Raw genomic sequence first — 24,423 nt, 5'->3', positions numbered from 1 at the left:
CCGTTTTAATATTGGCTTTTTTAAAGCTTTAGCCAATGATAAGCAAAGGCTAGAGCGACCAAATTCTCATAATTACGTTTAAGCTTCTCATACCTTGTCGCAATACCCCGATAATGCTTGATAAGGCAAAAAGCATTTTCAACCAAATGACGAGACTTGTATAAATGCCAATCCATATGTACATTTGATAGTTTAGTGTTCCGCTTTCTTGGAATATTAGCTATGGTTTGACTCTCTTCAACTTTCTCACGAAAGCACTGAGAGTCATAGCCTTTATCAGCACCAAGTACCACAACATCACTTAAATCTAACGTATCAATCAAGTCAGGTGCTGCTTTAACATCATGAGTTACGCCATCGGTAATGATGAAACGAATGGGATTACCGTGAGCATCAACCGCTAAATGAATTTTACTGCTGTTGCCTGCGACACTTTTATCAATGCCTTGCCCTTTCATGTCACCACTACTACTGTGCTGATGAGCTTTGATATAAGTTGCATCGATAAACAGCCATTCCATGTCTGGAAAGTGAATCATCTTTTCAAACAATTTGATGAGCTTATTACTTTGTGACCATCGGTTAAATGCTTTAAATATCGTGTTGGTCTTTCCAAAATATCTGGGTAAGTCCCGCCACGGTATGCCTGTTCGCATTTTATATAAGATCCCTTCTACGGTCTTTCTTAAATTAGCATAGTCATAGATGCCAATTTCTTGTAGAATGGGTTTTAGCTTCTTCCAATGTTGATTATTTAGCATAAGACGAGGCATAGCGAACAGTCTTCTTTTTGGGTCAGAGCTTAAAGTTTACTGCTTCGCTATTTTTTTATCAAAATTTCCTCATTATGTTCTTTTGTATATTAAATGTTCAACACAACCTAGAAAATCCACTAAATTTGAAAGTATATAATTTTAATTTTTAAAAAAATATATGTGAATCATATAAAAATACTAATCATATCAACACTTCAATATCCAGTTTTTTAGATAAGAAACTGGATATTTTTTTTGAAAAGAAAACTTATATAATAATTTTTTTAAAAAATTTAAATAAAACTAAGACGAAATTGACGTTTTTTTATCAAAAATATCGAGAGAGTGGGGGTTAAAAAACACGCAATATTGCGTGACCAAACTGCAAGATAATTTTTTTAATTGTCATTAAATCACATTAATGTTATTCTTGAACGCTTAGTTAAACCCACTCGTATCAAAGCTTTGAGTATTAAAGTACATTAATATCAAATAGGGTAGATTGGTCTAGCGACTTTGACATGGTGGGGGTTGAAAGGTATTTTGAATTAAGCGAGGAAACGCCTTTTTCTGATGAGGTGCAAAACCAATATAACCCATCAGATGAACGCATTCAAAATGCCAATTATAAAGGGGATGTAGAGATGGCCAAATTGAAATGATCTCTATGAATCATACATTTAATTTAATTCCAATGCACCAATTACCGCTTTGCCCCAACTTGGTAACTCTTGACTAATCGAATACCAAATCCAAGTGCCTTTACGCTCACTTTCTAAAATACCGATTTGCTTTAGTTGGTTTAAATGCCGTGAGATGGTTGGCTGTGGTTGATTTAACTGGCTGATGATGTCACACACGCATAACGCTTGCTTCTGATTAAGTAGTTGCACAATTTTTAATCTGGTGGGGTCGCTTAACGCCTTGAGAAAGTCTGTTTTATTCATATATTTACATATCCAAATATATAGATTATAGTATAGCTCAATTTTAACAGGTTTCTATAGGCAGTCAATGATTACCGCATTACTCATTTTTCTAGTGACTTTGATATTTGTAATATGGCAACCTAAAGGCTTGGGTATCGGTTGGACTGCCAGTATCGGGGCTGGGATAGCTTTGCTATTAGGGGTAATAACGGTTGCCGATATTCCTATAGTGTGGAATATTGTTTGGAACGCTACCTTTGCCTTTATTGCTATTATCATTATTAGTCTGTTACTTGATGAAGCAGGCTTTTTCCGCTATATCGCCTTGCACGTTGCAAGATTAGCAAAAGGTAGCGGTAATCGGTTGTTTGCGTTTATTGTGCTACTTGGGGCGGTGGTATCGGCATTGTTTGCCAATGATGGTGTGGCTTTGATATTAACACCCATTGTGATTGCGATTTTAACCACGTTACGCTTTTCCCCTGCGACTACCCTTGCTTTTATTATGACAGCAGGGTTTATCGCTGATACCGCCAGTATTCCGCTCGTAGTGTCTAATTTGGTAAATATTGTGTCGGCTGACTTTTTTAAAATCCCTTTTACCGATTATGCCAAAGTGATGATACCAGTAAACGTGGTAGCGGTTGTCACCTCATTATTGGTATTGTATGGGTTTTATTATAAAGACATTCCTACAGTTTATGCGTTGGATTTAATCGAAAGCTCACAACCGGCTATCGTGGATAAAAATACTTTTATCATAGGTTGGGTGGTGTTGGTGTTACTTTTGTTGGGTTTTTTTGTGCTTGAGCCTCTAGGTGTACCCATTAGCTTTATTGCAGGGGTTGGAGCTTTGGTGTTGCTTGTGGTAGCGAAAATGGGTAAAAAAATAACGGTGCTGCCGATTGTCAAAAATGCCCCGTGGCAAGTGGTGATATTTTCATTAGGTATGTATTTGGTGGTGTATGGCTTAAAAAATGCAGGGCTGACCGATTATTTAGCTCATGAGTTAAGCCAACTCGCTAATCATGGCATGATGACAGCTACAGTAGGAACAGGGTTATTATCGGCAGGGCTTTCATCTGTCATGAATAATATGCCAACGGTGCTAATTCAGGCTTTAGCGATTGATGAGGCGACTATCCATGACCCCATGATAAAGCAAGCCATGATTTATGCCAATGTAATAGGCTGTGATTTAGGCACGAAAATTACCCCGATTGGCTCACTCGCTACCTTATTATGGTTGCACGTTTTAGCCAGTAAAAATATTACGGTGAGTTGGGGCTATTATATTAAAGTCGGTATTATTTTAACCTTGCCTGTATTGGTGGCTACATTGGTTGCATTGGCAATTTGGTTGCCAATAATTCAATAATTTTAAAACTTAAAAAGGAACAAGTATGCAAAATATCACAATTTACCACAACCCTAACTGTGGCACATCACGCAACACGCTTGCTCTTATCAAACATCAAGGCATTGAGCCTTCTGTTATTCAGTATTTGGATAACCCACCTGATGAAACAACCCTGCGTGATTTAATTACCAAAATGGGTATTACCCCAAGACAATTACTGCGTGTAAATGTGCCGCCTTACGCTGAACATGGGCTAGATAACCTTAGTTTGACTGATGATGACCTTATTCAAGCTATGTTAGCTGACCCACTTCTAATCAATCGTCCAATCGTTGTGAGTGATAAAGGCGTTAAGCTGTGCCGTCCTTCCGAAGTTGTACTAGATTTGATTGATACGCCCTTAACCAAAACCTTTATCAAAGAAGATGGGGAAAAGATTGAGCCGACAATTTAGTCAAAACACCTGTTTTTATTGAAATTGTAAGCCGTTACCGGGACTCCCCAGTAACGGCTTTCTCATTTCAGCAATAAACTATCGTATTGATTTAAACCATAACTTGTATATTAGGACTTACGCAAAAACTCTTGCTTTTGCGTAAGTCCTATATCTAACGGATTTTGCTAACATGCAATTTAGGGTAATTTAACTTAAAGGTTTTCGTCTGTTCGAGTCAGATTATGCCTACCATATTCCAAAAGCCCCAGTCGATTGATTGGGTCTTTTTTATTGCAGTGATATCAAGGGTTTACGTGGTTTTTCGAGGGTTGAAAGGTAAACATCTGACCATTCCCTGGGCTGACACCATTATTTACTATTTTTCTCAAGTAACCGCAGTTCAGTTTTTTGAATTTTGCCAACCGCGGTTTTGGGTAATTGCTCAATAAACGTATATTGACGTGGTCGTTTATACCCGGTTAATTGCTCATGACTAAAGGCTTTAAGCTCATCTATCGTCAAACTGTCATCTGATTTGACAATATAGGCTTTAACCGATTGTCCTTGAAGCGCATCTTCAACGCCAATCACGGCACATTCTTGGACTTTCGGGTGATTTAACAGCACCGCTTCAATTTCGGTTGGATAGACATTAAAGCCACTGACGATCAGCATATCTTTTTTGCGATCCATTAATTTGATATGCCCGTTTTGCATCATCATCCCAATGTCGCCTGTCTTTAAATGGCCTTCAGGTAAGAAATAATCGGTGTTGTCAATGTTATGATAACCTATAGTCACATTATCACCTTTGATACAAATCTCACCCACTTCGCCTAACGCCACTTCGTTGCCCACATCATCACAGATTTTGATATCGATACTCGGTAAAGGTAGGCCAATATCGCCAGTGTACTCATGATTGGTGAGGGGGTTACACGTGCCTGCACCGATAGTTTCGGACATGCCCCATCCTTCTATTAATGGGCAGCCAGTGAGCTCAAGCCAAGCTTTGGCCGTGGCGGGGGTGGCTGCCATACCGCCCGCGATTGATAATTTTAGTTGACGGGTATCGACACTTTTAAAATCGGGGTGGTTAATTAATGCCTGAAACAAGGTATTAACCCCAGGAAGAATGTGAAACGGCTTAGCAGATAATATTTTGATAAAACCGGCAATGTCTTTAGGGTTGGTCACCAAGGTCATGCGCATGCCAGATTTCATGCCTAACATGGAAAAGATAAAGGCAAAGATATGATATAGCGGCAACGCTAGGATACTATGGAATACTTGTTCGACATTTTTTTGTTGGTTGAGTACCGGCAAAAACCACTGATAGTATTGTTCAACTGCTGTCAAAATATTTCGATGGGTCAGCAAGATGCCTTTGGGTCTGCCAGTGGTGCCGCCGGTGTATTGGATAAAGGCAACATCATCAAGTGATTTGGATGGCTGTTGGTAAGGCATGGATTTAGCGGTTTTCATCACTTGACCCAATCGTAATGGCTGATACTTTTGGTCAATTTGGTAAGGCTCTACCATTTTCTTGACATATTTTACAGCGATATCGACTATTTTACCCTTTAATCCTAACAAGTCTCCTAAACGGATAATCACGACTTTTTTCACTGGGGTTTTATCAATGATTTTTTGTAAAATGTGAGCAAAATTTTCTAAAATAAAAATAACTTCGGTATTGGCATCAATCAACTGAAACTCTAATTCACGAGCTGTATGTAGCGGATTAATCGGCGTCAAAACATACCCTGAGCGAATCGCACCTATCATGACCGGTAAATACGCTTGTACATTAGGCAGCATGATAGCGACACTGGCATTTGGGCCCAAAAATTGGGATTGTAGCCAGCGGCTGACAAGGCGTGCGACGTTATCCGCCTGTTGATAGCTGATAGCTCGCTCCATATTACTGGTGAATTCTCGGGAGGCAAAGGCCGTTAAACGATCATCAAAAAATTCTATTAACGATTGATCTGTTAAAGCGGGAATGTGTGCGGCGGTGGCAGGGTCATAAAATTTTTTCCAAAAATTTTCCATGTTGTTATCCTTTTTCTGTCCTTAGAAAATAGGCTAATAGGCCCTTGAAAGGTTTTTTCCATGGGACTATTAGGGTGCGCGTATTGCCGCGCTTTTTGATGACTATCAATCGCTGTGCCTTGAGTTGATAGTGACGCAAATGAATAGCCTAGTTGCAATCATTATCACACCAAGGCTTAACATTACCATACTCATCTTGATTAGCAAATAGTTCATGACAGGCGGCTTCTGCCAAGGTTAAAATAGGCGTCACGCACACATCAAATTGGGTAAAGTAGTGCTGCCAGTGGCTAAGTGGCTGCGATGCAAATTTTTGGGCAATTGCTTGGGCAGCGGCTTGGCTCTGCGGATGAGTGGGCAGTATGCCCATTTGCCAATGGCTAGCCGCATGTTCATTAACATCTAACGCTTGACACAAGCCTTGCCAAAACTTTAGCTCAAGCGAGCCGACTGCCATATAACGACCGTCTTGTGTCTGATATAGCCGGTAACATGGCAGCACGCCGCCTAAAAAATCCTGCTCAGGCGTCGGTGTTACCTGTGTTAATGCTTTGACAAATTTCCCCGTCGCTTTTGGCATCACCAAATGGTTGTATAAACTATGGGTCATGCTGATGATGATATGGCGACCTTTGCCAGTTAGCTTGGCATTGACAACGGCCGCTAATAAAGCGATGACCGCCGTGTCACTCCCGCCAGCCAAGTCGGCAAATTGCACATTGGGCATGGCTTGTTCACCCGATGCGGTTTTGAGTTGGTCAAGTACGCCACTCATTGCCATAAAGTTGATATCATGCCCGGCTTTATCCGCCCAGTTGGGCGTCGTACCATAGCCAGTGATGGAAACAATCACCAGCTTTGGGTTGTCCGCCAGCAGTGCCTGTGGCGAAAGTCCCATGCCTTCTAATACGTTGGGGCGGAAACTATCAATCATCACATCAGCAGTGGCAATGTCGCTTTTAAGCTTAGCAATGTCATCGGGGTGTTTAAAGTTTATTTTGTGACAAGCTTTGCCATGATTTAAAGCATCAAATAAATTGCCTAACGCCCGTGCAGGGTCACCTGGCTTAGGTTCATATTTGATCACATTTGCCCCCAAATCAGCGAGCAGTCGTGTGGCAAATGGACCCGGCAAGTTGCGTGATAAGTCAATAACTTTTAGCCCTGTTAAGCAGTCAGCTATACCCAGCGCAGCTATGGCGTCATTCATTAACAAACTCCTTATGCGCCTTTGCCATAGCTACTAGAACTTGGGCAGGGGCAAAGCGCTCACCATAACGCTCGGCAAGTTGTTGACTGCGTGCGACAAAATTATCAACGCCATAGGCATTAATAAACTGCAAAGTACCCCCATGATGCGGGGCAAATCCCCAGCCAAAGATAGAGCCGATATTGGCATCTGCGATTGAATTAATCACGTTTTCTTCATAACAACGAGCGGTTTCATTGGCTTGGATAAACATAAAGCGGTCAATAAGCTCTTGCTGAGTAGGCTGCGTGTCTGCGACAGGGAATAAGTTTGATAGCCCGGGCCACAGTTGTTTTTCACCTCCCTCTGGGTAGTCATAAAACCCTTTGCCGACTTTTTTACCCAAACGCCCGTGGGTTTTGCCCATCAGCTCGACCACGCTATCGGCGGGGTGATGGGGCATTTCTTTGCCTTCTTTTTGTAAATCTTTTTTGGTTTGCTCATTAATATGCAGCATCAGACCTAAAGACACCTCGTCTTGCAGTGCCAACGGTCCGACAGGCATACCTGATTTGATACCGGCTACCTCAATCAGACGGGGATGGACACCCTCAGAGAGCATGGCAGAGCCTTCGGTGATATAGGTGGCAAACACACGAGACGTATAAAAACCACGGCTATCATTGACCACAATCGGCGTTTTGCCAATTTGTAATACATAGTCAAAGGCTTTGGCTAACGTAGTTTCATCGGTTTGCTCGCCCATAATGATTTCCACAAGCGGCATTTTATCGACAGGTGAGAAAAAGTGTAAGCCGATAAATTGCTTAGGACGGCCACTCGCTTTGGCTAAACCGGTAATTGGCAAGGTTGAGGTATTTGACGCAAAAATCGCATCGCTAGCGGTGACTGCTTCTGTTTGCTGGGTACACTTGGCTTTAATATCACGGTCTTCAAACACCGCTTCAATCACCAAGTCACAATCCGCTAAATCTGCATAATTCGTGGTGGTTTGAATTTTGTCCAGCAAGGATTGTTTTTTGCTATCATTGCTTCGGCCTTTGGCAATCGCTTTATCCAGCAAGTTTTCTGAATACATTTTGCCTTTATCCGCATTTTCCATCGTGGTATCGAGCAATACCACGTCAATGCCTGCCTTAGCAGAGACATAGGCAATACCTGCACCCATCATCCCTGCACCCAACACACCGACTTTTTTGGTTTGGTATGGCGGGATAGATTTTGGACGAGATTGGCCCTTGTTGATGCTGTTGAGTTGGTGCCAAAGCGTGCCAATCATGTTTTTTGACACTTGTGACATGGCACAGGCGACAAAATAGCGGGACTCAAGCGCCAGACCAGTATCGATGTCCACTAAGCTACCTTCAAACACACAGGATAAAATGTGGGTAATGGCAGGGTAGTTGCCATGCGATTTTTGATTCGCCATCGCAGGGGCAATGCTCAACATTTGGGCATTTTGCGGGGTTAAGGCGTTACCTTGAGGGATTTTAAAGCCTTTGGCATCCCAAGGCTGCTGAGCGGTTGGGTGCTCATGAATCCACTGTTTGGCTTGTTCAATCAGTGATGTTTTATCAGTAACTACCGCATCGATAATGCCAAGCTGATGAGCGGCTTGGGTGGTAAGCTTAGTACCTTGGGTCATCAACTCTAACGCTTTTTGCATACCGACAAGACGCATTAAACGCTGCGTACCACCGCCCCCAGGTAATAAGCCCAACTTGACTTCAGGCAAGCCATATTTGGCATTCGGTTGGTCAACGGCAATGCGATAATGACAGCCCAACGCTACTTCAAGCCCGCCACCTAAGGCAGTGCCTGTTAATGCAGCGACGATAGGTTTACCGCAGGTTTCAAGGTTGCGTAACACTTTTTTGAAATGTTCCACAAAATCAAAAGCTTGCTTGGGGGATTGGATATTGGCAAATTGGTCGATATCGGCACCCACGATAAAGCTATCTTTATCGCTGGTGATGATAAGCCCTTTGCTGTCTTTGTCTTGAATAAAACTTTGAGCGATTTTTTCTAAATCATTGCTAAAATACTCATCAAGCACATTCATTTTGCGAGATTGTTGAATGGTCAAAATGACAATATTATCGTCGTCAGTGGCAGAAAAATTGGCCAATTGATTCGCCGCTTGGCTGGTAAGACTGGTCATAGAAACATCCTTTTTTCTTCAGTTTTTTAATTCAATTAAATAGGCGACTTAAACACGTTCAATAATCGTGGCAATACCCATACCGCCACCGACACATAAGGTCGCAAGTCCAGTGGTCAAATCACGACGCTCCAATTCATCTAACAAGATATTAATCAAAATTGCCCCTGTTGCGCCTAATGGATGTCCCATCGCAATCGCACCACCGTTGACATTCACGATATCCATATCAAGCCCTAGGTCTTTTGCCGTTTTCATTGGCACCGCTGCAAACGCTTCATTAATTTCCCATAGGTCAATATCAGACACCTGCATATTCGCCCGGGTTAAGGCTTTTCTTGCGGCCAGTGTCGGACCTGTTAGCATAATCGTCGGTTCTGACCCCACTACTGCCGCCATCGTGACTTTGGCGCGGGGTGTTAAATTCGCTGCTTGTCCCGCTGATTGACTACCAAGCAGACATAACGCGGCCCCGTCAACGATACCTGATGAGTTACCGGCATGGTGCACATGGTTAATTTTTTCAATCGTGGCATATTTATCTAAGACCACTTTATCAAAGCCCATTTTTCCTGGCATGGCAAACGAGGGCTTTAATTCTGCCAAGCGTTCAACGCTGGTATCAGCGCGAATGGTTTCGTCATGGTCTAAAATCATCAGACCATTGATATCTTTAACAGGCATAATTGATTTCGCAAAATACCCTTGGTCGGAAGCCTGCTGGGCTCTGCGATGAGACTCGGTGGCATAGGCATCAACATCACTGCGACTAAACCCTTCTAACGTCGCAATCGTATCAGCGCCGATGCCCTGTGGGGCAAAGCCCGTGGCGGTATTGACGCGTGGGTCCATATACCAAGCCCCGCCGTCTAACCCCATTTTGACACGGCTCATAGACTCCACGCCACCTGCCACCACCATGTCTTCCATGCCTGACATGATTTTGCTCGCGGCTAAATTAATCGACTCTAACCCTGATGCACAAAACCGTGATAAAGTAACGCCTGCCACTGATTCTGCCCAACCGGCATCAATTACCGCAATTCTGGCGATATCCGAGCCTTGCTCACCAACGGGGGTGACACAACCTAGTACCACATCATCCACGAGCTGCGTGTCCAACTGATTGCGTGACTGTAAATTTGTCAGCAGTTCCCTGATTAACCAAATTGGGGCGACTTGGTGCAAGCTGCCATCGGATTTGCCTTTACCACGCGGGGTGCGGATAGCATCATAAATATAAGCGGTATTACTCATTTGATTTTCCTTAATCATGATTAAAATTTGTCAATTCCTAATGGCTAGTCCTAATAGCTAATACCAATATCTGATACCAATATCTAGGCTAGCTAAAAACTGGCTCAGCCATATAAGACGATAAGTTACATAAAACGAGACGCCAACTCTTTCATGATTTCATTGGTACCGCCATAGATTTTTTGCACTCGGGCATCGGCGTATAATCGGGCAATCGGATACTCCAGCATATAACCATAGCCACCAAATAGCTGTAAGCATTCATCCGTGACTTTGGCTTGTTTATCCGTGGTAAACGCTTTTAATAGCGCCGCATGTTGTACGGTCAGTTTTTTGTTAAGATGGGCTTCCAGTGCCGCATCACACATCGCCCTGACGGCAAGGTAGTCGGCATTACATTCGGCAAGTTTAAATCGGGTATTTTGGAATGACCACACAGGCTTGTTAAAGGCGTGGCGTTCTTTGGTATATTCGATGGTAAGTTCAATCGATTTCTTAATCGCCCCCGCTGCCGCTAACGCAATGATTAAGCGTTCTTGTGGCAACTCTTGCATCAACTGAATAAAGCCCATGCCCTCCACACTGCCCAATAAATTTTTCTGTGGGACACGCACATTATTGAAGAACAACTCTGAGGTATCTTGTGATGACAGACCGATTTTCTCTAAGTTGCGACCCCGCTCAAAGCCTGCTAAACCATCGGTTTCTAACACCAATAAAGACACACCTTGAGCGCCTTTTTCGCGGTCGGTTTTACAAGCGACGATGATTAAATTGGCTAACTGGCCATTGGTAATAAAGGTTTTAGAACCATTTAAAATGTAGTCATCACCGTCTTTAACGGCATAGGTTTTGATAGCTTGCAAATCTGAACCCGTACCTGGCTCAGTCATCGCAATCGCACCAACCAATTCGCCCGTTGCCATTTTTGGTAACCAACGCTGTTTTTGCTGTTCACTGCCATGATGCAAGATATAAGGTGCCACAATACCTGAATGCAAAAAGCCACCAAATCCGCTCAAGGCCGCATCGGCTTGGGCATAAATCAATGCCGCTTCATGACGAAAGTCGCCACCGGCACCGCCATACTCTTCAGGCATCGATGCACATAAAAAGCCCATCGAGCCTGCTTCAAGCCATGCTTCTTTATCCATCATGCCGTTTTTTCGCCACTCGATGTCTTTATCGATCCAAGTTTGAAAAAACTTCTTGGCAGTATCTTCTAGCATGGCGACTTCTTCGTTCATCCAGCTTGATTCAAAATGGTTGATCATCCTTGATTCCTCGTTCGTTATTGAGAGATTAATTAAACCGTTATAATAGTAATATTAATTACTACCTTAAAAAATTGCTCGGCTATTTATAGTTATTTATCCTTAAATTATATTATAAAGGTAATTTATATTACCAATGTAATACTAAATAAAAACCCTAAGATTATGATTAAATAGCCAAATAATGCCGCCATCATAACAAAGATAAAAAATGAGAACAATATTGTCTGCAGATATGGTAACCTATATTACTATTTTTTAAATATCTAAATAGAGAATGTTATGACTGCGTTGAAAAAGCCAATGACGCTTGGACGTCCTAGTAATACAATGGGTGATTTAACCTTACTTGCGCAGATACGACCTGCAACCTTAGATAAAATCGAAAAAAGTGTGATTACACTGTATGCCAGTGGTGAGAGTGAGGTCGCTGCGGATAGTGTGACTATGCAGTCAATTGCAAAACACGCGAACGTGTCACTGCAGACCTTGTATAAATATTTTGGCGATAAAAACACGCTGATTTATGTGATTTTAGATCGAGTGCTTAGTCGCCTAGCCGCTCGAATGATTGACCATTTGAGCGGTATTGATAGTGTCAAAGACCGGCTGCGTAAGACGCTATGGGTGATGTTTGATTTTGTTGACCACAATCCTGATGCGGTATTGTTTTTTTCTACAGCGATTCCTGTCTCCCACTATCAACATATTGCCATTTATGAAAACAAGGATTTGATGGAAGCTTTTTTGCAAGTGTTGTCGGATGGGCAGCAGCGTGGGGAGCTTAATCAAAATGTCTCGCTTAAAACCTTATTAGATGTGTTTATGGGGTTTATCACCCGATTGGGGCTGATGCACGTGTTAAGACACGCTGCCAAACCGATGACAGCTGACTTTGATCCTTTGTTTGATATCCTATGGCAAGCTATTTCACGGCATGACTAAGAGAATAACGCATTTTACAAATACACGAACAACAATCTAGGAATGTTTGTCCGCTATTATTACCCCGAATAAATGAACGGTCCAGCACTGGCTGTAGCGATTGCGCCCTATGTTTTTCTCTACGCAGAATAGCATTTATCTGTCCATACACCCTTCCGCTATCAATAAACAAAAATTAAAGCGGTTAGCAAATTCCTCTATATTCTTATCAATTATAATTATTAAGCTTTGTTATTATTCTGTGGAATAATAGCGCCATTCGATGATGTTTGATAGCGCTTGATAGCATTTCATATCGAAAAAAATGAAATTTTGAGGATAAGGACAAATTGTCCTAAATATTGCATAAGGTGTTGTAATGAAAAAAGTTTCTGCTCTACTTATTTCGGGGTTTAGTATTAGCTTGCTATTAGCAGGTTGCCAGCAAAATACCACCAAATCTGCCAATGCGGCAACCACCAATGAAGCACACACCAATGGCACTAAGACCGGTGATTCAAAACCACTCGAAGAAGTGCGTATCGGATTACAAAGTTCAGGGGCGTTGGTGTATTTACGGGAAAGTAAGCTGCTTGAAAAGTCGCTCGAAAAATCCGGCATCAAAGTCAATTGGGTGCAGTTTCAATCGGGACCGCCGATGCTAGAAGCGCTAAATACCAACAATATTGACTTTGGCACCACAGGGGACACCCCACCTATTTTTGCCCAAGCTGCGGGTAGTAATCTAGTGTATGTTGCCTATGAAAAACCTTCACCACAGTCTGAAGCCGTCATTGTCCCCGCGAGTTCAACCTTAAAGTCAGTGGCCGAATTAAAAGGTAAATCTGTGGCGGTGACTAAAGGCTCTAGTGCTAACTATACATTACTAAAAGCATTGGAACGTGACAAATTGAGTTTTGCTGACATAGATGTCAAGTATTTACAGCCATCTGATGCCCGTGCTGCCTTTGAATCGGGGAAATTGGATGCTTGGACCGTTTGGGAGCCTTATCTATCGAGTGCCAAAATTGAGCTAAAAGCGCGAGTTTTGACCGACGCTACAGGTCTTAAGCCCAATAATACATCGTTTTATTTGGCATCAACGGATTTTGCTCAACAACATCCCGATGTGGTTAAAGACATTGTCAAAGCCATTGATGAAGCGGATAAAGCGATTACCGCTGACCCAGTAACTTTTAGCAAAATGATCCAAAAAGTTACCAATCTAAAACCTGATGTGGCGTTAGCCTCGGTGAAATCAAGAAATTACGGTGTCAACTATATCACCGATGACATCATTCAAGCCCAGCAGCAAGAAGCTGATACTTTTTATAAAAATAAATTGCTGCCAAAACAAATACAGGTAAAAGATATTGTTTGGTATCCACCCAAGTAAACGCTATGGCTAGTAAAAAGCTAGTAAAAAGCTAGTAAAAAAGGGTAGGTAATCTTTATGACGCTAGCTTGCGCTTACTACCTTGAAGTGATACAGGCGACAGTTAAGCTTTTAACAGTCATTAATAAAGTTGCATTGATAAATTTGCATTGAGAGATTGTTTATGAAAACGTCAAGTTTTGTTGCGGATAATTCAGTGGTAGCGGCATCAAAGCCGCTACCGACGAAACCGATAAGGGTGAATGCGCCAGTCAAGACATTGTCAACCCGCAATGTTGTAAAAACCCTATTTGCGCGTACAGGGGGTTGGTGGTTGCCGTTACTTATGTTGGCGGGTTGGCAGCTGGTAGCAAGTTTTCAACTACTGCCTGAAGCTTACCTTAAAAATATTTCATCACCCAATGCCGTTCTTCAAGCGGGCTATGAACTCATAAAAAGTGGTGAGCTTTGGCAGCATCTCGGTATTAGTGCGCTGCGAGCGTTTGCTGGGTTGTTGATTGGCGGGTTGTTTGGGTTGGGGTTTGGGCTATTGACCAGCACTTTGCCTGTATTTCGCACGTTATTGGATACCACCTTTCAAATGCTGAGAAACATTCCACATTTGGCATTAATTCCCCTGGTCATTGTGTGGTTTGGGATTGATGAAGCGGCAAAGATTTTTTTGGTGGCAGTTGGCACATTTTTTCCGATTTATTTGAATACCTATCATGGCGTGCGTAATGTGGATAAACATCTGGTCGAGATGGCAAAAAGCTATGATTTAACAGGTTGGGCATTGTTTAAAGAAGTGATTTTACCTGGGGCATTGCCGAGTATTTTGGTGGGGGTGCGTTTTTCATTGGGCATTATGTGGCTGACGCTGATTGTCGCGGAAACCATTTCGGCAACCACAGGCATTGGGTATTTAGCCATGCACGCTCGCGAGTTTTTTCAGATTGATATCATTATGTTTTCAATCTTGGTTTATGCATTATTAGGATTTTTAGCCGATTTTATTGCCAAAAAGCTTGAGTTTGTTTGGCTCAAATGGCACCCCGCTTACCAACAAGGAGCACACTAATGTCAACGCCATTGTCAGCGCCATTGTCAGCGTCATCCAGAACGCCATCAAAAACCTCAGCAGGATTGGCTTTAAGCTTAACCAATGTGGTCAAAAAATTTGATAATCGAGAAGTCATTAAAGACCTAGATTTGCACATTCAAAGTGGTGATTTTATCGCTATTGTCGGGCACAGTGGCTGTGGCAAATCAACACTGCTGCGTTTACTTGCGCAGTTAGAAACGGCGAGTAGTGGGGAGTTGACAGCCATGTCAATTGCCAATCAAGCAATGTCGCCTCAGGCATGGCGACAATCTACGCGGCTAATGTTCCAAGATGACCGATTATTACCTTGGAAAACGGTACTGGAAAATGTGGGGCTTGGGCTAAAAACGCCAGATTGGAAAGCGCAAGCGTTGAAAGCGTTGGCAGAGGTCGGCTTGGCAGAGCGGGCTGATGATTGGCCATCGGCATTGTCAGGGGGGCAAAAGCAGCGAGTGGCTTTGGCCAGAGCGATTATTCATCGTCCCCAGCTGTTGCTACTTGATGAGCCATTGGGGGCGCTCGATGCGTTAACCCGTCTTGATATGCAGCAACTATTGGTCAAATTATGGCAAGAACATCGATTTACGGTGATTTTAGTGACCCATGATGTCAGTGAAGCGGTCATCACTGCTGATAGGGTGATTTTAATTGAACAAGGCAAAATTGGACTGGATTTGCCAATCTTATTGCCCCATCCCCGTAATAATATGACTAAAACTGCGCCATTTGAGCAAATTGTGCTGGATAAGATTTTAGCGGTGCATTGAGCCTGTCCATCGGTCAATGACAAGCCACTGACACCTTTTGGCACTCTTTGCCACCCTTTAGCATCCTTTATTTAGCAAAAGCCCATTAAAAAATTAATGGGCTTTTTTAGCGATAAGATTAATAGGGTTGATTTTCTCTAGCTATGCTATTCAACGCTGGGTTCAGCGCTTTCATACGCTCTCAGTCAGTAAAAACCACCTAAACATTATGCGCTCACAGTACGGCCTGTTAGTAGAATTTATTATATTCATATCAGTTATGGTTATTAAGTATAATCAATAATTTATGGAATAATGTCTTTTTTATTTGATGCAAATGTTATATCGATATTGGGAGAAAGGAGCGTGCGGTCATGAAATTTTTAAAAAATGAGGATAATTGGTCGGTTGTGCTGGGACTATTTATTGTGGTGGTGATTTGCACCTTGTATATATTGCAGATACCTATCGCCAACTTAAATGTCAAAATAAAACCTTGGTCAGACGTTAGTGAGCTATTTAACCTAGTTAGCCATTCAATCCTAGGACTGCTAAGCTTAGCGATTGGTTTTGGATTATTGCTATTTTTGGGTGCCAAATCCGCGCAACCTGAAATAAAATTACCTCCATTTTTAGCCAAATTTATCTTATTGTTTTTGATGGCGGCGGGCATTTTGATTTTAAGCAGTAATAAGGTCGTCAAAGCATGGCAACTAGAAAGTCCTTTAGTAGCCTTGTTCATTGGTCTGTTACTTGGCAATTTTACCTCAATTGCTGATAAATTAAAGGAAGTGCTGAGAACCGAATACTATGTCAAAATTGGTATTATTTTAATGGGGGCAACCTTACCTTTCACGACGATTTTAAAAGCGGGTCCGGCCGCCATTGTGCAAGCCTTAATTGTTTCGGTTGTGACTTTTTCTACCATTTATTTCGTAGCAACAAAAGTGTTCAAGCTTGATAACCGATTTGCAGCGACCCTTGGGGCAGGTGGCTCGGTGTGTGGGGTGTCAGCGTCGATTGCCATTGGCGGTGCCTGTAGAGCCAAGCATGAGCATGTGGCGGCGTCAATTTCGTTGGTGATTGTGTGGGCGGTAATTATGATTTTTGCGCTGCCATTTGCTTGTAAGTTATTGGATTTGCCCCCTGCGATTGCCGGTGCTTGGATTGGAACGTCTGAATTTGCAGACGCTGCTGGCTTTGCGGCGGTTGAAGCGATTGGTAATGAGTCTGCTACCCAAGCTTTTACATTAATGAAAGTGGTAGGCCGAGATATGTTTGTTGGATTATGGGCATTTTTGGCAGCTTATTTATCGGTCACTGTTTGGGAGCGTGCTTCAACAAACGAGCGAATTGATAAATCAGAGATTTGGCGTCGATTTCCTAAGTTTATTATCGGTTTTTTTATTGCCTCAATCATCACGACCTTATTTGTACTGATTGCACCCAACGCTGAAGCCTTTAATAAACAAGCATTAGGTCTTATCAAGGACTATCGCGGTTGGTTTTTTACCTTAACGTTTTTATCCATTGGTATGACAACGCGATTTAAAGCATTGGCAAGCGTGGGTATTAAACCTGTACTTGCGTTTACAGCGGGTGTTTTGGTCAATCTGCCGCTGGGCTATTGGCTCTCTAATCATGTGTTTGCAAACTATTGGATAAATTTATGATTACCCAATTAACCACTATCAAAAGTCAAATCCCATTGCCAAAGACGGTGTTAGCGCAATTTGGCTTTAGCAATCATTGCTCCCAAGCCGTCTTTGATACGTGGGAGTTAAAAAAAGCCCTCAAAGCAGCGGGTATTGATGAAAATCAATATCAGCTGACAGTAAATTATAGCCGGCAGTGGGGATATTTTTGATGGTTTGAAAAACCCTATCGATACAAATTAGCTTGGTTATTAATTTGAAATTTATCCAACAATTTACCTGTTGGTCTAAGCCCTGATATAAGCCCATTAAAAGATTGATGGGCTTTTTTTATGCTCACCCAATCAATCAAATGACATGCTGTTCATCACATTTCTTGCTATAGATAGCAAAATATCTTGGTTATATTTGCGAAAAAAAATCTTTATCATGATGCCTTATTCAAGCATTTAGCGGTAAGGAATTAGCATGACGGATTTTAATCAGCCACTTGATAAATATGCCAAAGCGCAACGTATTGTCACTGATGAGCAAGCCATTCAAGCTGCCAAGCAAGTGGCGGCTTTTGCTCTCATCAAGCGCGACGAGCGCGACCAACAGCGACAATTACCTTTTGCAGTAATGGATCTATTTAGCCAAACCGGGCTTGGCGGCATACGTATTCCCAAACAATATGGCGGCGCCGAAGTGTCAAATCGCACCTTGGCAGACGTCTTTCGCATTTTGAGCAAAGCCGATGCCAATATTGGATTGATTCCACAAAATCAAATCAGCCTACTCAATATCATCAATATTATCGGCAATGACAGTCAAAAACACTTTATTTTTGGCGAGATTTTGTCAGGCAGTCGCTTAGCCAATGGCGGGCCAGAACGTGACACCAAAGACAGCAAAACCTTGGCAACGACATTGACCATTGCCAACAATGGTTACTATGTTAACGGGGAAAAATTCTATTCAACAGGCAGCAGTTTTGCCGATTACTTGGCGATTAAAGCCTTACACCCTGAGGGTCATGTGGTACTGACCATTATTGATAAAGCCGCAATGGGCGTTGAGGTGATAGATGATTGGGATGGTTTTGGCCTGCGTACCACCTCAAGCGGCACGGTCAAACTTAACCAAGTCAAAGTCCTACCTAAGCTAATTTTTGATGAACGCTTGCTCAGCGATGCACCGACGTATCGTGGGGCTTATTCTCAGCTGATACAAGCGGCGATTGATGTCGGGATTGCAGAAGGGGCGTTTGAAGACACCTTAGCTGTGGCAAAAAAAGCCCGTCCCATTGTCGATGCCAAAGTCGAAGCTGCGCGCTTTGAGCCGTATTTGCTACAAGTAGTGGGAAAGTTAAAAGTACGCTTGGATGCGGCTATCCTATTACTGCAAGAAGCGGCTGATTATTTGGATGCGCTGGATAGATTGGATTTTGTCACCGCAGAAGAGGCAGCACTCGCGTCTATCAAAGTGGCAGAAGCCAAAGTATATGCCAATGACGCCGCTCTCACGATTTCTGAAAAACTGTTTGAAATTGGCGGTAGTCGTTCATCACTTAGCGAGCATGGCTTGGATCAGCATTGGCGAAATGCCCGCGTGCATACTTTGCATGACCCAGTGCGCTGGAAGTTACACGCGTTGGGCGATTATTACTTAAATCACAAATTGCCCAACCGTCATGCTTGGATTTAGAAAGTAAGGAGAACACCATGTCAGATACCATCACCCGTCCAGTAACGGACGCTCAAGCCTCGCTAGTCAAACCTACGCCCGTCGCCCATATCATCAAGTCGGACAACGAAGCATTAGAAATCGCCTATCAGCTTGCCCAATCGTTTAAACAAGCGCGTATAAAACGAGACCGCGAACGGCTATTACCCTTTGCAGAAATTGAAAGCTTGAGCCAATCAGGGTTATGGGCAATCACCGTGCCAAAACGCTTTGGCGGCGCTGATGTATCAAGTTGGACCGTCGCTCAAATCATTGCGCTATTGAGTGGTGCAGATGGGGCGATTGGGCAAATTCCGCAAAATCATTACTATGCGTTAGAAGTATTAAAAAACACGGGGACAGAAGCCCAGCAGCAACGCATTTTTGCTGAGGTATTACAAGGGGCGCGGCTAGGCAATGCGTTGGCTGAGTTTAAGCCCAAAAATGCCGTTGATAAAACCACCAAACTCACCTCGACGCCAGGCGGTTGTCTAATCAATGGCGAAAAATTTTACTGCACAGGCAGTCTGTTTGCGCACCGTATCCCGACCTTGGTAAAAGATGACAACGACCGCGAATTTTTGGCATTTGTGGAGCGAGACGCCAAAGGTCTCACGCTGATTGATGATTGGCAAAGCTTTGGTCAACGTACCACAGGCTCAGGCACGGTCTTATTTGACCAAGTGTTTGTGGATAAAGACGATGTCATTGCTTTTGATAAAGCCTATCAAAATCCCACGGTTTGCGGGCCGTTTGCCCAGCTGTTACACGCCGCCATTGAGACAGGTATTGCACGTGGGGCGTTTGATGAAACCTTGGTACAAGTGCGGCAAGCTCGTCCTTGGATTGATTCGGGCGTGGATAAAGCCACCGATGACCCACTTACGCTATTGCAAATTGGGCGCAGTGCGGCAGATGTGCGAGCGGTGGAGGTGTTACTCAAACACGCTGCCCAAACCATCGATGCCGCTCGTCCAACGCCCAATGAGCAAAATATTGCCCAAGCGTCATTGGCGGTCGCTGCAGTGCGCGCATTAAGCACCGAAGTGGCATTAAAAACCTCCTCACAGCTCATTGAGCTGGCAGGCAGTCGCGGTAGTCAACGTGACAAAGGATTAGACCTGTATTGGCGAAACGCACGGGTGCATACCTTGCACGATGCGGCACGGTGGAAATACTACTTTATTGCCAACTATATACTCAATGGCGTATTGCCGCCACGACGGGGGACGTTGTGATGGGTGAGAGGGTAAAAAAAGAAAACAACCCGCCAAAGCCGATTATTCTTAACGCCTTTGATATGAATTGCGCTGGACATATCAATCATGGTTTGTGGACGCACCCAAGGGATGAATCTTATCGATTCAATAAGCTTAGCTATTGGACAGGCTTGGCAAAAACCTTGGAGCAAGGGCTATTTGATGGGTTATTTCTGGCGGATATCACAGGGTGTTATGACGTTTATCAACATAACATCGATGTGACCCTTAAAGAGTCGGTGCAATTGCCAAGCCATGACCCGACCACCTTGGTGTCTGCCATGGCGTCGGTGACCGAGCATTTGGGCTTTGGTATCACGGTGAATTTAAGTTATGAGACGCCTTATCAATTTGCTAGACGTATGGCAAGCCTAGACCACTTAACCCAAGGTCGTTTGGGATGGAATATCGTGACAGGGTATTTGGACAGTGCTGAACGGTTGATTGGTAATCAAGGGCTAAAGGCGCATGATTTACGCTATGAGCAAGCCGACGAGTTTTTACAGTTGTGCTACCAGTTTTGGGAAGGCTCATGGCAAGACGATGCCGTCAAAATAGACAAACAGGCGCGCATTTTTACTGACCCTGCCAAGGTAAAAGCGATTCACCATCAAGGGCGTTTTTACCAAAGTGATGGGGTTTTTCAAGTGATGCCGTCTATTCAGCGCACGCCTGTGTTATTTCAAGCAGGGGCATCAGCTAAAGGTTTGGCATTTGCCACTCAGCACGCGGAGGCGATTTTTATTGGGGGTGGGGAAAAATCAGCGATTAAACGGCAGGTGGAGACGATTCGCCAGTTGGCAAAAGCACAGGGTCGCGATCCCAATGATATCAAAATACTGATGGGGATAACGGTAGTGACTGACAAGCGTCACGACCTTGCCCAAGCAAAACTGGCAGAGTATGAAGGCTATGCCAGTAGCGAGGCAGGATTGGCACATTACTCAAGTTCGGTGGGGATTGATTTATCACAGTATGCCGATGACGAGGTGATTGCCTACCAACAAACCAATAGCATTGCGTCGGTAAACCAGCGCTTTCAGCATCAGCAGGTTACCAAAGCGCAGCTGATAGCCGAGCATCGGTTAGGGGGTCGCTATCCGCTAATCGTGGGTGATGGACGTGAGGTGGCTGAGGCATTGATAACCTGGGTCGATGAGACAGGGATTGATGGTTTTAATGTCACTCGCACGGTCACGCCTGAGTCTTACGAGGACTTTATCCAGTATGTCATTCCTGAGTTACAACGTCGTGGACGCTTCAAAACCGAATACACACAAGGCAGTCTACGCCACAAGCTCATGGGCAAAGGTGAGCGGTTACCCAGTTCACACCCAGTGCAAAGCTTTCGATGTTAACGGCTTGTTTAGACGACACTTTTCAGTGTTATTAGTTTTATATATTTTAAGCAGCTATTTCTAAGCAACCATTTTTAAACAATTATTTTTAAGGAACTATTATGTCAACTTCAGCACAAAATCGCACCACTGTTTTGGGAGTAACCATCATTGCTGTCTTAGTGTTTCTAAGTGGCTGGGCGTTTTACAATAAAAGCCAAGCATCAAACGTCACCAAAGACAATCCATTAACCATCGGTATTAGCCCGCCTTTTGCCAATCCACTGAAGGAGGCAGTCGCGGCGGCGAAACAGCAAGGTATCAACGTTAAATTGGTCGAGTTTACGGATTGGAACACCCCAAATGTAACACTTAACAGTGGCGACATCGATGCCAATTATTTTCAACATCAGCCGTTTTTAACCAATGCACTCAAACAGCATCCAGAGTATAAGCTATCGGCATTGGATAAAGGGATTGCCACCCATGTCGGTTTGTATTCTAAAAAATACCAAAACCTAGCAGCATTGCCGACGCGTGCCCGTGTGGTGGTGCCAAATGACCCTGTTAATCAAGGGCGAGCGCTACTACTACTGCAACAGGCAAAGTTAATTGGGCTAAAAGACCCAAATAATTTTCTGTCTAATTTAAGCGATATCAGCAGCAACCCAAAACAATTGCAGTTTGTTGAAGTCGAAGGCCCACAGACCGCACGAGCGGTTGATGATGCTGATTTGGTGTTTAGCTATCCGCATTATTTGCGCTTAGCCAAAACCATTGACCCCAACCAAGCTTTAGTCTTTGATGATACCACCAACAACCGCTATGCGATTTTATTTGTCACTCGGGATGATTTTGCCCAAAAAAATCCTGAGCGAGCCGAACAGCTGAAAAAATTTATTCACATTTATCAAACTTCCCCTAACGTAAAACAAGTGCTAAACAAAGAAATCGGGGAAAAACTGTGGTTTCCAGGTTGGACCTCGTAATGCGTTAACAAGTTTTAGCCATAACAATTACAAAGGATCATGCTATGAAATCATTTAATCATATTACCCAAGATAGCAGTCATTCATCACCTCCCTATATCCGAATCGATAAGGTCAATAAGTTTTATCAAGGACAGGCGCAAGCGATTCATGCGCTAAAAGATATTTCGCTTGAGGTGCCAACAGGCAAAATTCTGGGTATTATCGGTAAAAGCGGGGCAGGCAAATCATCTTTATTACGCATTATCAACGGCTTGGAATCGATTAGTGATGGTCATGTTTATATTGATGATAACAATGTGGCAGCACTCAACCAAACACAGCTACGACAGCTTCGACAAGGTATTGGTATGATTTTTCAGCATTTTAATCTGCTGTCGAGCAAAACAGTACAAGACAACGTCGCCTTGCCATTAAAAGTCGCCAAGGTGAGTCAGGCTGATATCAAGAAACGTGTGGCGCAAGTGCTAGAGATGGTGGGGCTAAGTGATAAAGCATTGATGTATCCTTCCCAGTTATCAGGTGGTCAAAAACAGCGGGTGGGCATTGCGCGGGCGCTCGTGAATGAACCCAAAATGTTATTGTGTGATGAAGCCACGTCAGCACTAGACCCAGAAAGTACCCAGTTGATTTTGCAGTTACTCAAGCAAATTAATAAAAAACTCGGCATTACCATTGTGCTCATTACTCATGAAATGCAAGTCATTCGAGATATTTGTGACCAAGTGATTGTCATTAACCAAGGGCAAATCGTTGAAACAGGACCGGTGTGGAAGGTATTTGCCTCACCCATGCACACCATGACCCAAGAGTTACTAGGCTATAACCAGCCATCCATTGATTTGGGTGAGGATAAACTCACCGACAAACACAATGCCACTCATACCTTGCTCAACCTAAGATACGTTACCCCAAGAAAATCTGCGCCTGATTTAAAAGCAATTTTTGCGCAATTTGAAGCGCCCGTTTCTTTGTATCAAAGTCAAGTAGATACCATTCAAGGCTACTTGGTAGGCAATATCGTTGTTGGCGTCGCAACCACGGGTTTAGATGTCGCCCAATTAACCCAGCGCTTGGGTCATCAAATTTTGCATGTAGAGGTAATTGGTTATGCTTGAATTGTTACTGACGGGGTTGATTGATACGCTGATTATGGTTGGCGTATCAGCAATTTTAGCGTTTTTATTGGGACTACCGATTGCATTGGTATTGGTCAATTCAAGCGAGCAAGGTATTGCCCCATCATTTTTGACCAATCTAAGTTTGGGTTGGTCGGTGAACATTGTGCGTGCTATTCCCTTTTTGATATTGATGGTGGCTATTATTCCAGCCACTCGTATGATTGTCGGTACAAGCTATGGTGTGTGGGCAGCCGTGGTGCCTTTAACCTTAGCAGCAACGCCTTTTTTTGCCCGAATTGCCGAAGTGAGTCTGCGCGAAGTTGACCCAGGGCTCATAGAAGCGGCACAAGCAATCGGCTGCAACCGTAAACAGATTATTCAGCATGTCTTATTGCCCGAAGCATTGCCTGGCATTATTGCAGGGTTTACTGTGACGCTTGTTACCATGATTAATTCGTCTGCCATTGCTGGGGCAATTGGAGCGGGTGGCTTGGGCGATATTGCCTATCGTTACGGCTATCAGCGCTTTGATGTACAAATGATGGTATCAGTCATTGTGGTGTTAGTGGCATTGGTGATGTTGGTGCAAGCCACAGGCGATAGTCTGGCTCAATGGGTCGATAAACGCCAATTGTAGCTCTGTATTTTTACTACTCTGATATGGCAAATTTGATATAGCAAAAAATCAGCTAAATAATGCAGATATTGTTGTTTCACAAACGGCTTAATTTTTTGTTTAATGGGGTTATCGACATGTCATCGATTCATCTG

Annotated in this window: 21 protein-coding genes; 14 read left to right on the top strand and 7 right to left on the bottom strand. The window is 43.4% G+C overall.

Translation table 11 applies throughout. The features are described 5' to 3' along the window. Window positions 1-20: 20 nt before the first annotated feature. Together LAJ61_RS03275 and LAJ61_RS03270 are read right to left on the bottom strand one after the other, a co-directional pair. Window positions 21-773, bottom strand: coding sequence for an IS5 family transposase (locus LAJ61_RS03275; RefSeq protein ID WP_160001195.1), 753 nt, complete (start codon window positions 771-773; stop codon window positions 21-23). Between the two features lie 662 nt (window positions 774-1,435). Beyond that, window positions 1,436-1,702, bottom strand: a complete 267-nt coding sequence (locus LAJ61_RS03270) for an ArsR/SmtB family transcription factor (RefSeq protein ID WP_224054460.1) — start codon at window positions 1,700-1,702, stop codon at window positions 1,436-1,438. Window positions 1,703-1,769: 67 nt separating this feature from the next. On the opposite strand from LAJ61_RS03270, the gene LAJ61_RS03265 reads away from it, so the two are divergent. Beyond that, on the top strand, window positions 1,770-3,062 hold the full coding sequence (locus LAJ61_RS03265; RefSeq protein WP_224054459.1) for an arsenic transporter: 1,293 nt from the start codon (window positions 1,770-1,772) through the stop codon (window positions 3,060-3,062). 25 nt (window positions 3,063-3,087) lie between these two features. Further along, on the top strand, window positions 3,088-3,498 hold the full coding sequence (gene arsC, locus LAJ61_RS03260; protein WP_224054458.1) for an arsenate reductase (glutaredoxin): 411 nt from the start codon (window positions 3,088-3,090) through the stop codon (window positions 3,496-3,498). Between the two features lie 351 nt (window positions 3,499-3,849). Here arsC and LAJ61_RS03255 read toward each other — a convergent pair whose 3' ends face one another. The 5 genes from LAJ61_RS03255 to LAJ61_RS03235 form a co-directional block, all read right to left on the bottom strand. Further along, window positions 3,850-5,535, bottom strand: a complete 1,686-nt coding sequence (locus LAJ61_RS03255) for an AMP-binding protein (RefSeq protein ID WP_224054457.1) — start codon at window positions 5,533-5,535, stop codon at window positions 3,850-3,852. A gap of 148 nt (window positions 5,536-5,683) precedes the next feature. Continuing rightward, window positions 5,684-6,745, bottom strand: a complete 1,062-nt coding sequence (locus LAJ61_RS03250; protein WP_224054456.1) for a CaiB/BaiF CoA transferase family protein — start codon at window positions 6,743-6,745, stop codon at window positions 5,684-5,686. Further along, window positions 6,738-8,906, bottom strand: a complete 2,169-nt coding sequence (locus tag LAJ61_RS03245; protein WP_224054455.1) for a 3-hydroxyacyl-CoA dehydrogenase NAD-binding domain-containing protein — start codon at window positions 8,904-8,906, stop codon at window positions 6,738-6,740. Before LAJ61_RS03245 ends, LAJ61_RS03250 begins: the two co-directional genes overlap by 8 nt. A gap of 48 nt (window positions 8,907-8,954) precedes the next feature. Continuing rightward, the gene (locus LAJ61_RS03240; protein WP_224054454.1) at window positions 8,955-10,163 is read right to left on the bottom strand and encodes an acetyl-CoA C-acetyltransferase; all 1,209 of its coding nucleotides are present in this window, start codon (window positions 10,161-10,163) and stop codon (window positions 8,955-8,957) included. Between the two features lie 125 nt (window positions 10,164-10,288). Continuing rightward, on the bottom strand, window positions 10,289-11,437 hold the full coding sequence (locus LAJ61_RS03235; protein WP_050324617.1) for an acyl-CoA dehydrogenase family protein: 1,149 nt from the start codon (window positions 11,435-11,437) through the stop codon (window positions 10,289-10,291). Between the two features lie 282 nt (window positions 11,438-11,719). Here LAJ61_RS03235 and LAJ61_RS03230 point away from each other — a divergent pair, with 282 nt between their 5' ends. From LAJ61_RS03230 to LAJ61_RS03175, 12 genes are all read left to right on the top strand, one after another. After that, entirely contained in the window at window positions 11,720-12,382 is a 663-nt protein-coding gene (locus LAJ61_RS03230) for a TetR/AcrR family transcriptional regulator (protein ID WP_224054453.1), read from the top strand. 358 nt (window positions 12,383-12,740) lie between these two features. After that, window positions 12,741-13,757 carry an aliphatic sulfonate ABC transporter substrate-binding protein gene (locus tag LAJ61_RS03225; protein WP_224054452.1) on the top strand — a complete coding sequence of 339 codons (1,017 nt, stop codon included), beginning with the start codon at window positions 12,741-12,743 and terminating at the stop codon, window positions 13,755-13,757. A 259-nt stretch (window positions 13,758-14,016) separates the two neighbouring features. Next, entirely contained in the window at window positions 14,017-14,817 is an 801-nt protein-coding gene (locus tag LAJ61_RS03220) for an ABC transporter permease subunit (protein ID WP_409034990.1), read from the top strand. Further along, window positions 14,817-15,608, top strand: coding sequence for an ATP-binding cassette domain-containing protein (locus LAJ61_RS03215; RefSeq protein WP_224054450.1), 792 nt, complete (start codon window positions 14,817-14,819; stop codon window positions 15,606-15,608). Before LAJ61_RS03220 ends, LAJ61_RS03215 begins: the two co-directional genes overlap by 1 nt. Window positions 15,609-15,961: 353 nt before the next feature. Then, a complete protein-coding gene (locus LAJ61_RS03210; protein WP_224054449.1) occupies window positions 15,962-17,260 on the top strand; it encodes a YeiH family protein in 1,299 nt (432 codons plus the stop codon). Continuing rightward, a complete protein-coding gene (locus tag LAJ61_RS03205) occupies window positions 17,257-17,454 on the top strand; it encodes a hypothetical protein (RefSeq protein WP_224054448.1) in 198 nt (65 codons plus the stop codon). The genes LAJ61_RS03210 and LAJ61_RS03205 overlap by 4 nt, the downstream gene beginning before the upstream one ends. A gap of 256 nt (window positions 17,455-17,710) precedes the next feature. After that, entirely contained in the window at window positions 17,711-18,928 is a 1,218-nt protein-coding gene (locus LAJ61_RS03200; RefSeq protein WP_224054447.1) for an SfnB family sulfur acquisition oxidoreductase, read from the top strand. Between the two features lie 17 nt (window positions 18,929-18,945). Next, a complete protein-coding gene (locus LAJ61_RS03195) occupies window positions 18,946-20,184 on the top strand; it encodes an SfnB family sulfur acquisition oxidoreductase (RefSeq protein WP_224054446.1) in 1,239 nt (412 codons plus the stop codon). Then, entirely contained in the window at window positions 20,184-21,563 is a 1,380-nt protein-coding gene (locus LAJ61_RS03190) for an LLM class flavin-dependent oxidoreductase (protein WP_224054445.1), read from the top strand. The genes LAJ61_RS03195 and LAJ61_RS03190 overlap by 1 nt, the downstream gene beginning before the upstream one ends. A gap of 101 nt (window positions 21,564-21,664) precedes the next feature. Next, window positions 21,665-22,531 (top strand): MetQ/NlpA family ABC transporter substrate-binding protein, encoded by an 867-nt coding sequence (locus LAJ61_RS03185; protein WP_224054444.1) that lies wholly within the window; start codon window positions 21,665-21,667, stop codon window positions 22,529-22,531. Window positions 22,532-22,575: 44 nt separating this feature from the next. Further along, complete coding sequence (locus LAJ61_RS03180; protein WP_224054443.1) at window positions 22,576-23,649, top strand: methionine ABC transporter ATP-binding protein; 1,074 nt, start codon at window positions 22,576-22,578, stop codon at window positions 23,647-23,649. Continuing rightward, window positions 23,642-24,289 (top strand): methionine ABC transporter permease, encoded by a 648-nt coding sequence (locus LAJ61_RS03175; protein WP_224054442.1) that lies wholly within the window; start codon window positions 23,642-23,644, stop codon window positions 24,287-24,289. Before LAJ61_RS03180 ends, LAJ61_RS03175 begins: the two co-directional genes overlap by 8 nt. Window positions 24,290-24,423 lie beyond the last annotated feature (134 nt).

It is taken from the genome of Faucicola osloensis, from assembly GCF_020041925.1.
Classification (GTDB): Bacteria; Pseudomonadota; Gammaproteobacteria; order Pseudomonadales; family Moraxellaceae; genus Faucicola; species Faucicola osloensis_D.
Note: the sequence above shows the minus strand (reverse complement) of the source record. Positions and strands in the feature narration are given on the sequence as shown.

Excerpts from the sequence above, each read along its gene's own strand:
- LAJ61_RS03235 (WP_050324617.1), bottom strand. The coding sequence starts at position 11,437 with ATGATCAACCATTTTGAATCAAGCTGGATGAACGAAGAAGTCGCCATG.
- LAJ61_RS03270 (WP_224054460.1), bottom strand. The coding sequence starts at position 1,702 with ATGAATAAAACAGACTTTCTCAAGGCGTTAAGCGACCCCACCAGATTA.
- LAJ61_RS03225 (WP_224054452.1), top strand. The coding sequence starts at position 12,741 with ATGAAAAAAGTTTCTGCTCTACTTATTTCGGGGTTTAGTATTAGCTTG.
- LAJ61_RS03190 (WP_224054445.1), top strand. The coding sequence starts at position 20,184 with ATGGGTGAGAGGGTAAAAAAAGAAAACAACCCGCCAAAGCCGATTATT.
- arsC (WP_224054458.1), top strand. The coding sequence starts at position 3,088 with ATGCAAAATATCACAATTTACCACAACCCTAACTGTGGCACATCACGC.
- LAJ61_RS03195 (WP_224054446.1), top strand. The coding sequence starts at position 18,946 with ATGTCAGATACCATCACCCGTCCAGTAACGGACGCTCAAGCCTCGCTA.
- LAJ61_RS03245 (WP_224054455.1), bottom strand. The coding sequence starts at position 8,906 with ATGACCAGTCTTACCAGCCAAGCGGCGAATCAATTGGCCAATTTTTCT.
- LAJ61_RS03240 (WP_224054454.1), bottom strand. The coding sequence starts at position 10,163 with ATGAGTAATACCGCTTATATTTATGATGCTATCCGCACCCCGCGTGGT.
- LAJ61_RS03250 (WP_224054456.1), bottom strand. The coding sequence starts at position 6,745 with ATGAATGACGCCATAGCTGCGCTGGGTATAGCTGACTGCTTAACAGGG.
- LAJ61_RS03175 (WP_224054442.1), top strand. The coding sequence starts at position 23,642 with ATGCTTGAATTGTTACTGACGGGGTTGATTGATACGCTGATTATGGTT.
- LAJ61_RS03210 (WP_224054449.1), top strand. The coding sequence starts at position 15,962 with ATGAAATTTTTAAAAAATGAGGATAATTGGTCGGTTGTGCTGGGACTA.
- LAJ61_RS03185 (WP_224054444.1), top strand. The coding sequence starts at position 21,665 with ATGTCAACTTCAGCACAAAATCGCACCACTGTTTTGGGAGTAACCATC.
- LAJ61_RS03205 (WP_224054448.1), top strand. The coding sequence starts at position 17,257 with ATGATTACCCAATTAACCACTATCAAAAGTCAAATCCCATTGCCAAAG.
- LAJ61_RS03265 (WP_224054459.1), top strand. The coding sequence starts at position 1,770 with ATGATTACCGCATTACTCATTTTTCTAGTGACTTTGATATTTGTAATA.
- LAJ61_RS03180 (WP_224054443.1), top strand. The coding sequence starts at position 22,576 with ATGAAATCATTTAATCATATTACCCAAGATAGCAGTCATTCATCACCT.
- LAJ61_RS03275 (WP_160001195.1), bottom strand. The coding sequence starts at position 773 with ATGCCTCGTCTTATGCTAAATAATCAACATTGGAAGAAGCTAAAACCC.
- LAJ61_RS03200 (WP_224054447.1), top strand. The coding sequence starts at position 17,711 with ATGACGGATTTTAATCAGCCACTTGATAAATATGCCAAAGCGCAACGT.
- LAJ61_RS03230 (WP_224054453.1), top strand. The coding sequence starts at position 11,720 with ATGACTGCGTTGAAAAAGCCAATGACGCTTGGACGTCCTAGTAATACA.
- LAJ61_RS03255 (WP_224054457.1), bottom strand. The coding sequence starts at position 5,535 with ATGGAAAATTTTTGGAAAAAATTTTATGACCCTGCCACCGCCGCACAC.
- LAJ61_RS03215 (WP_224054450.1), top strand. The coding sequence starts at position 14,817 with ATGTCAACGCCATTGTCAGCGCCATTGTCAGCGTCATCCAGAACGCCA.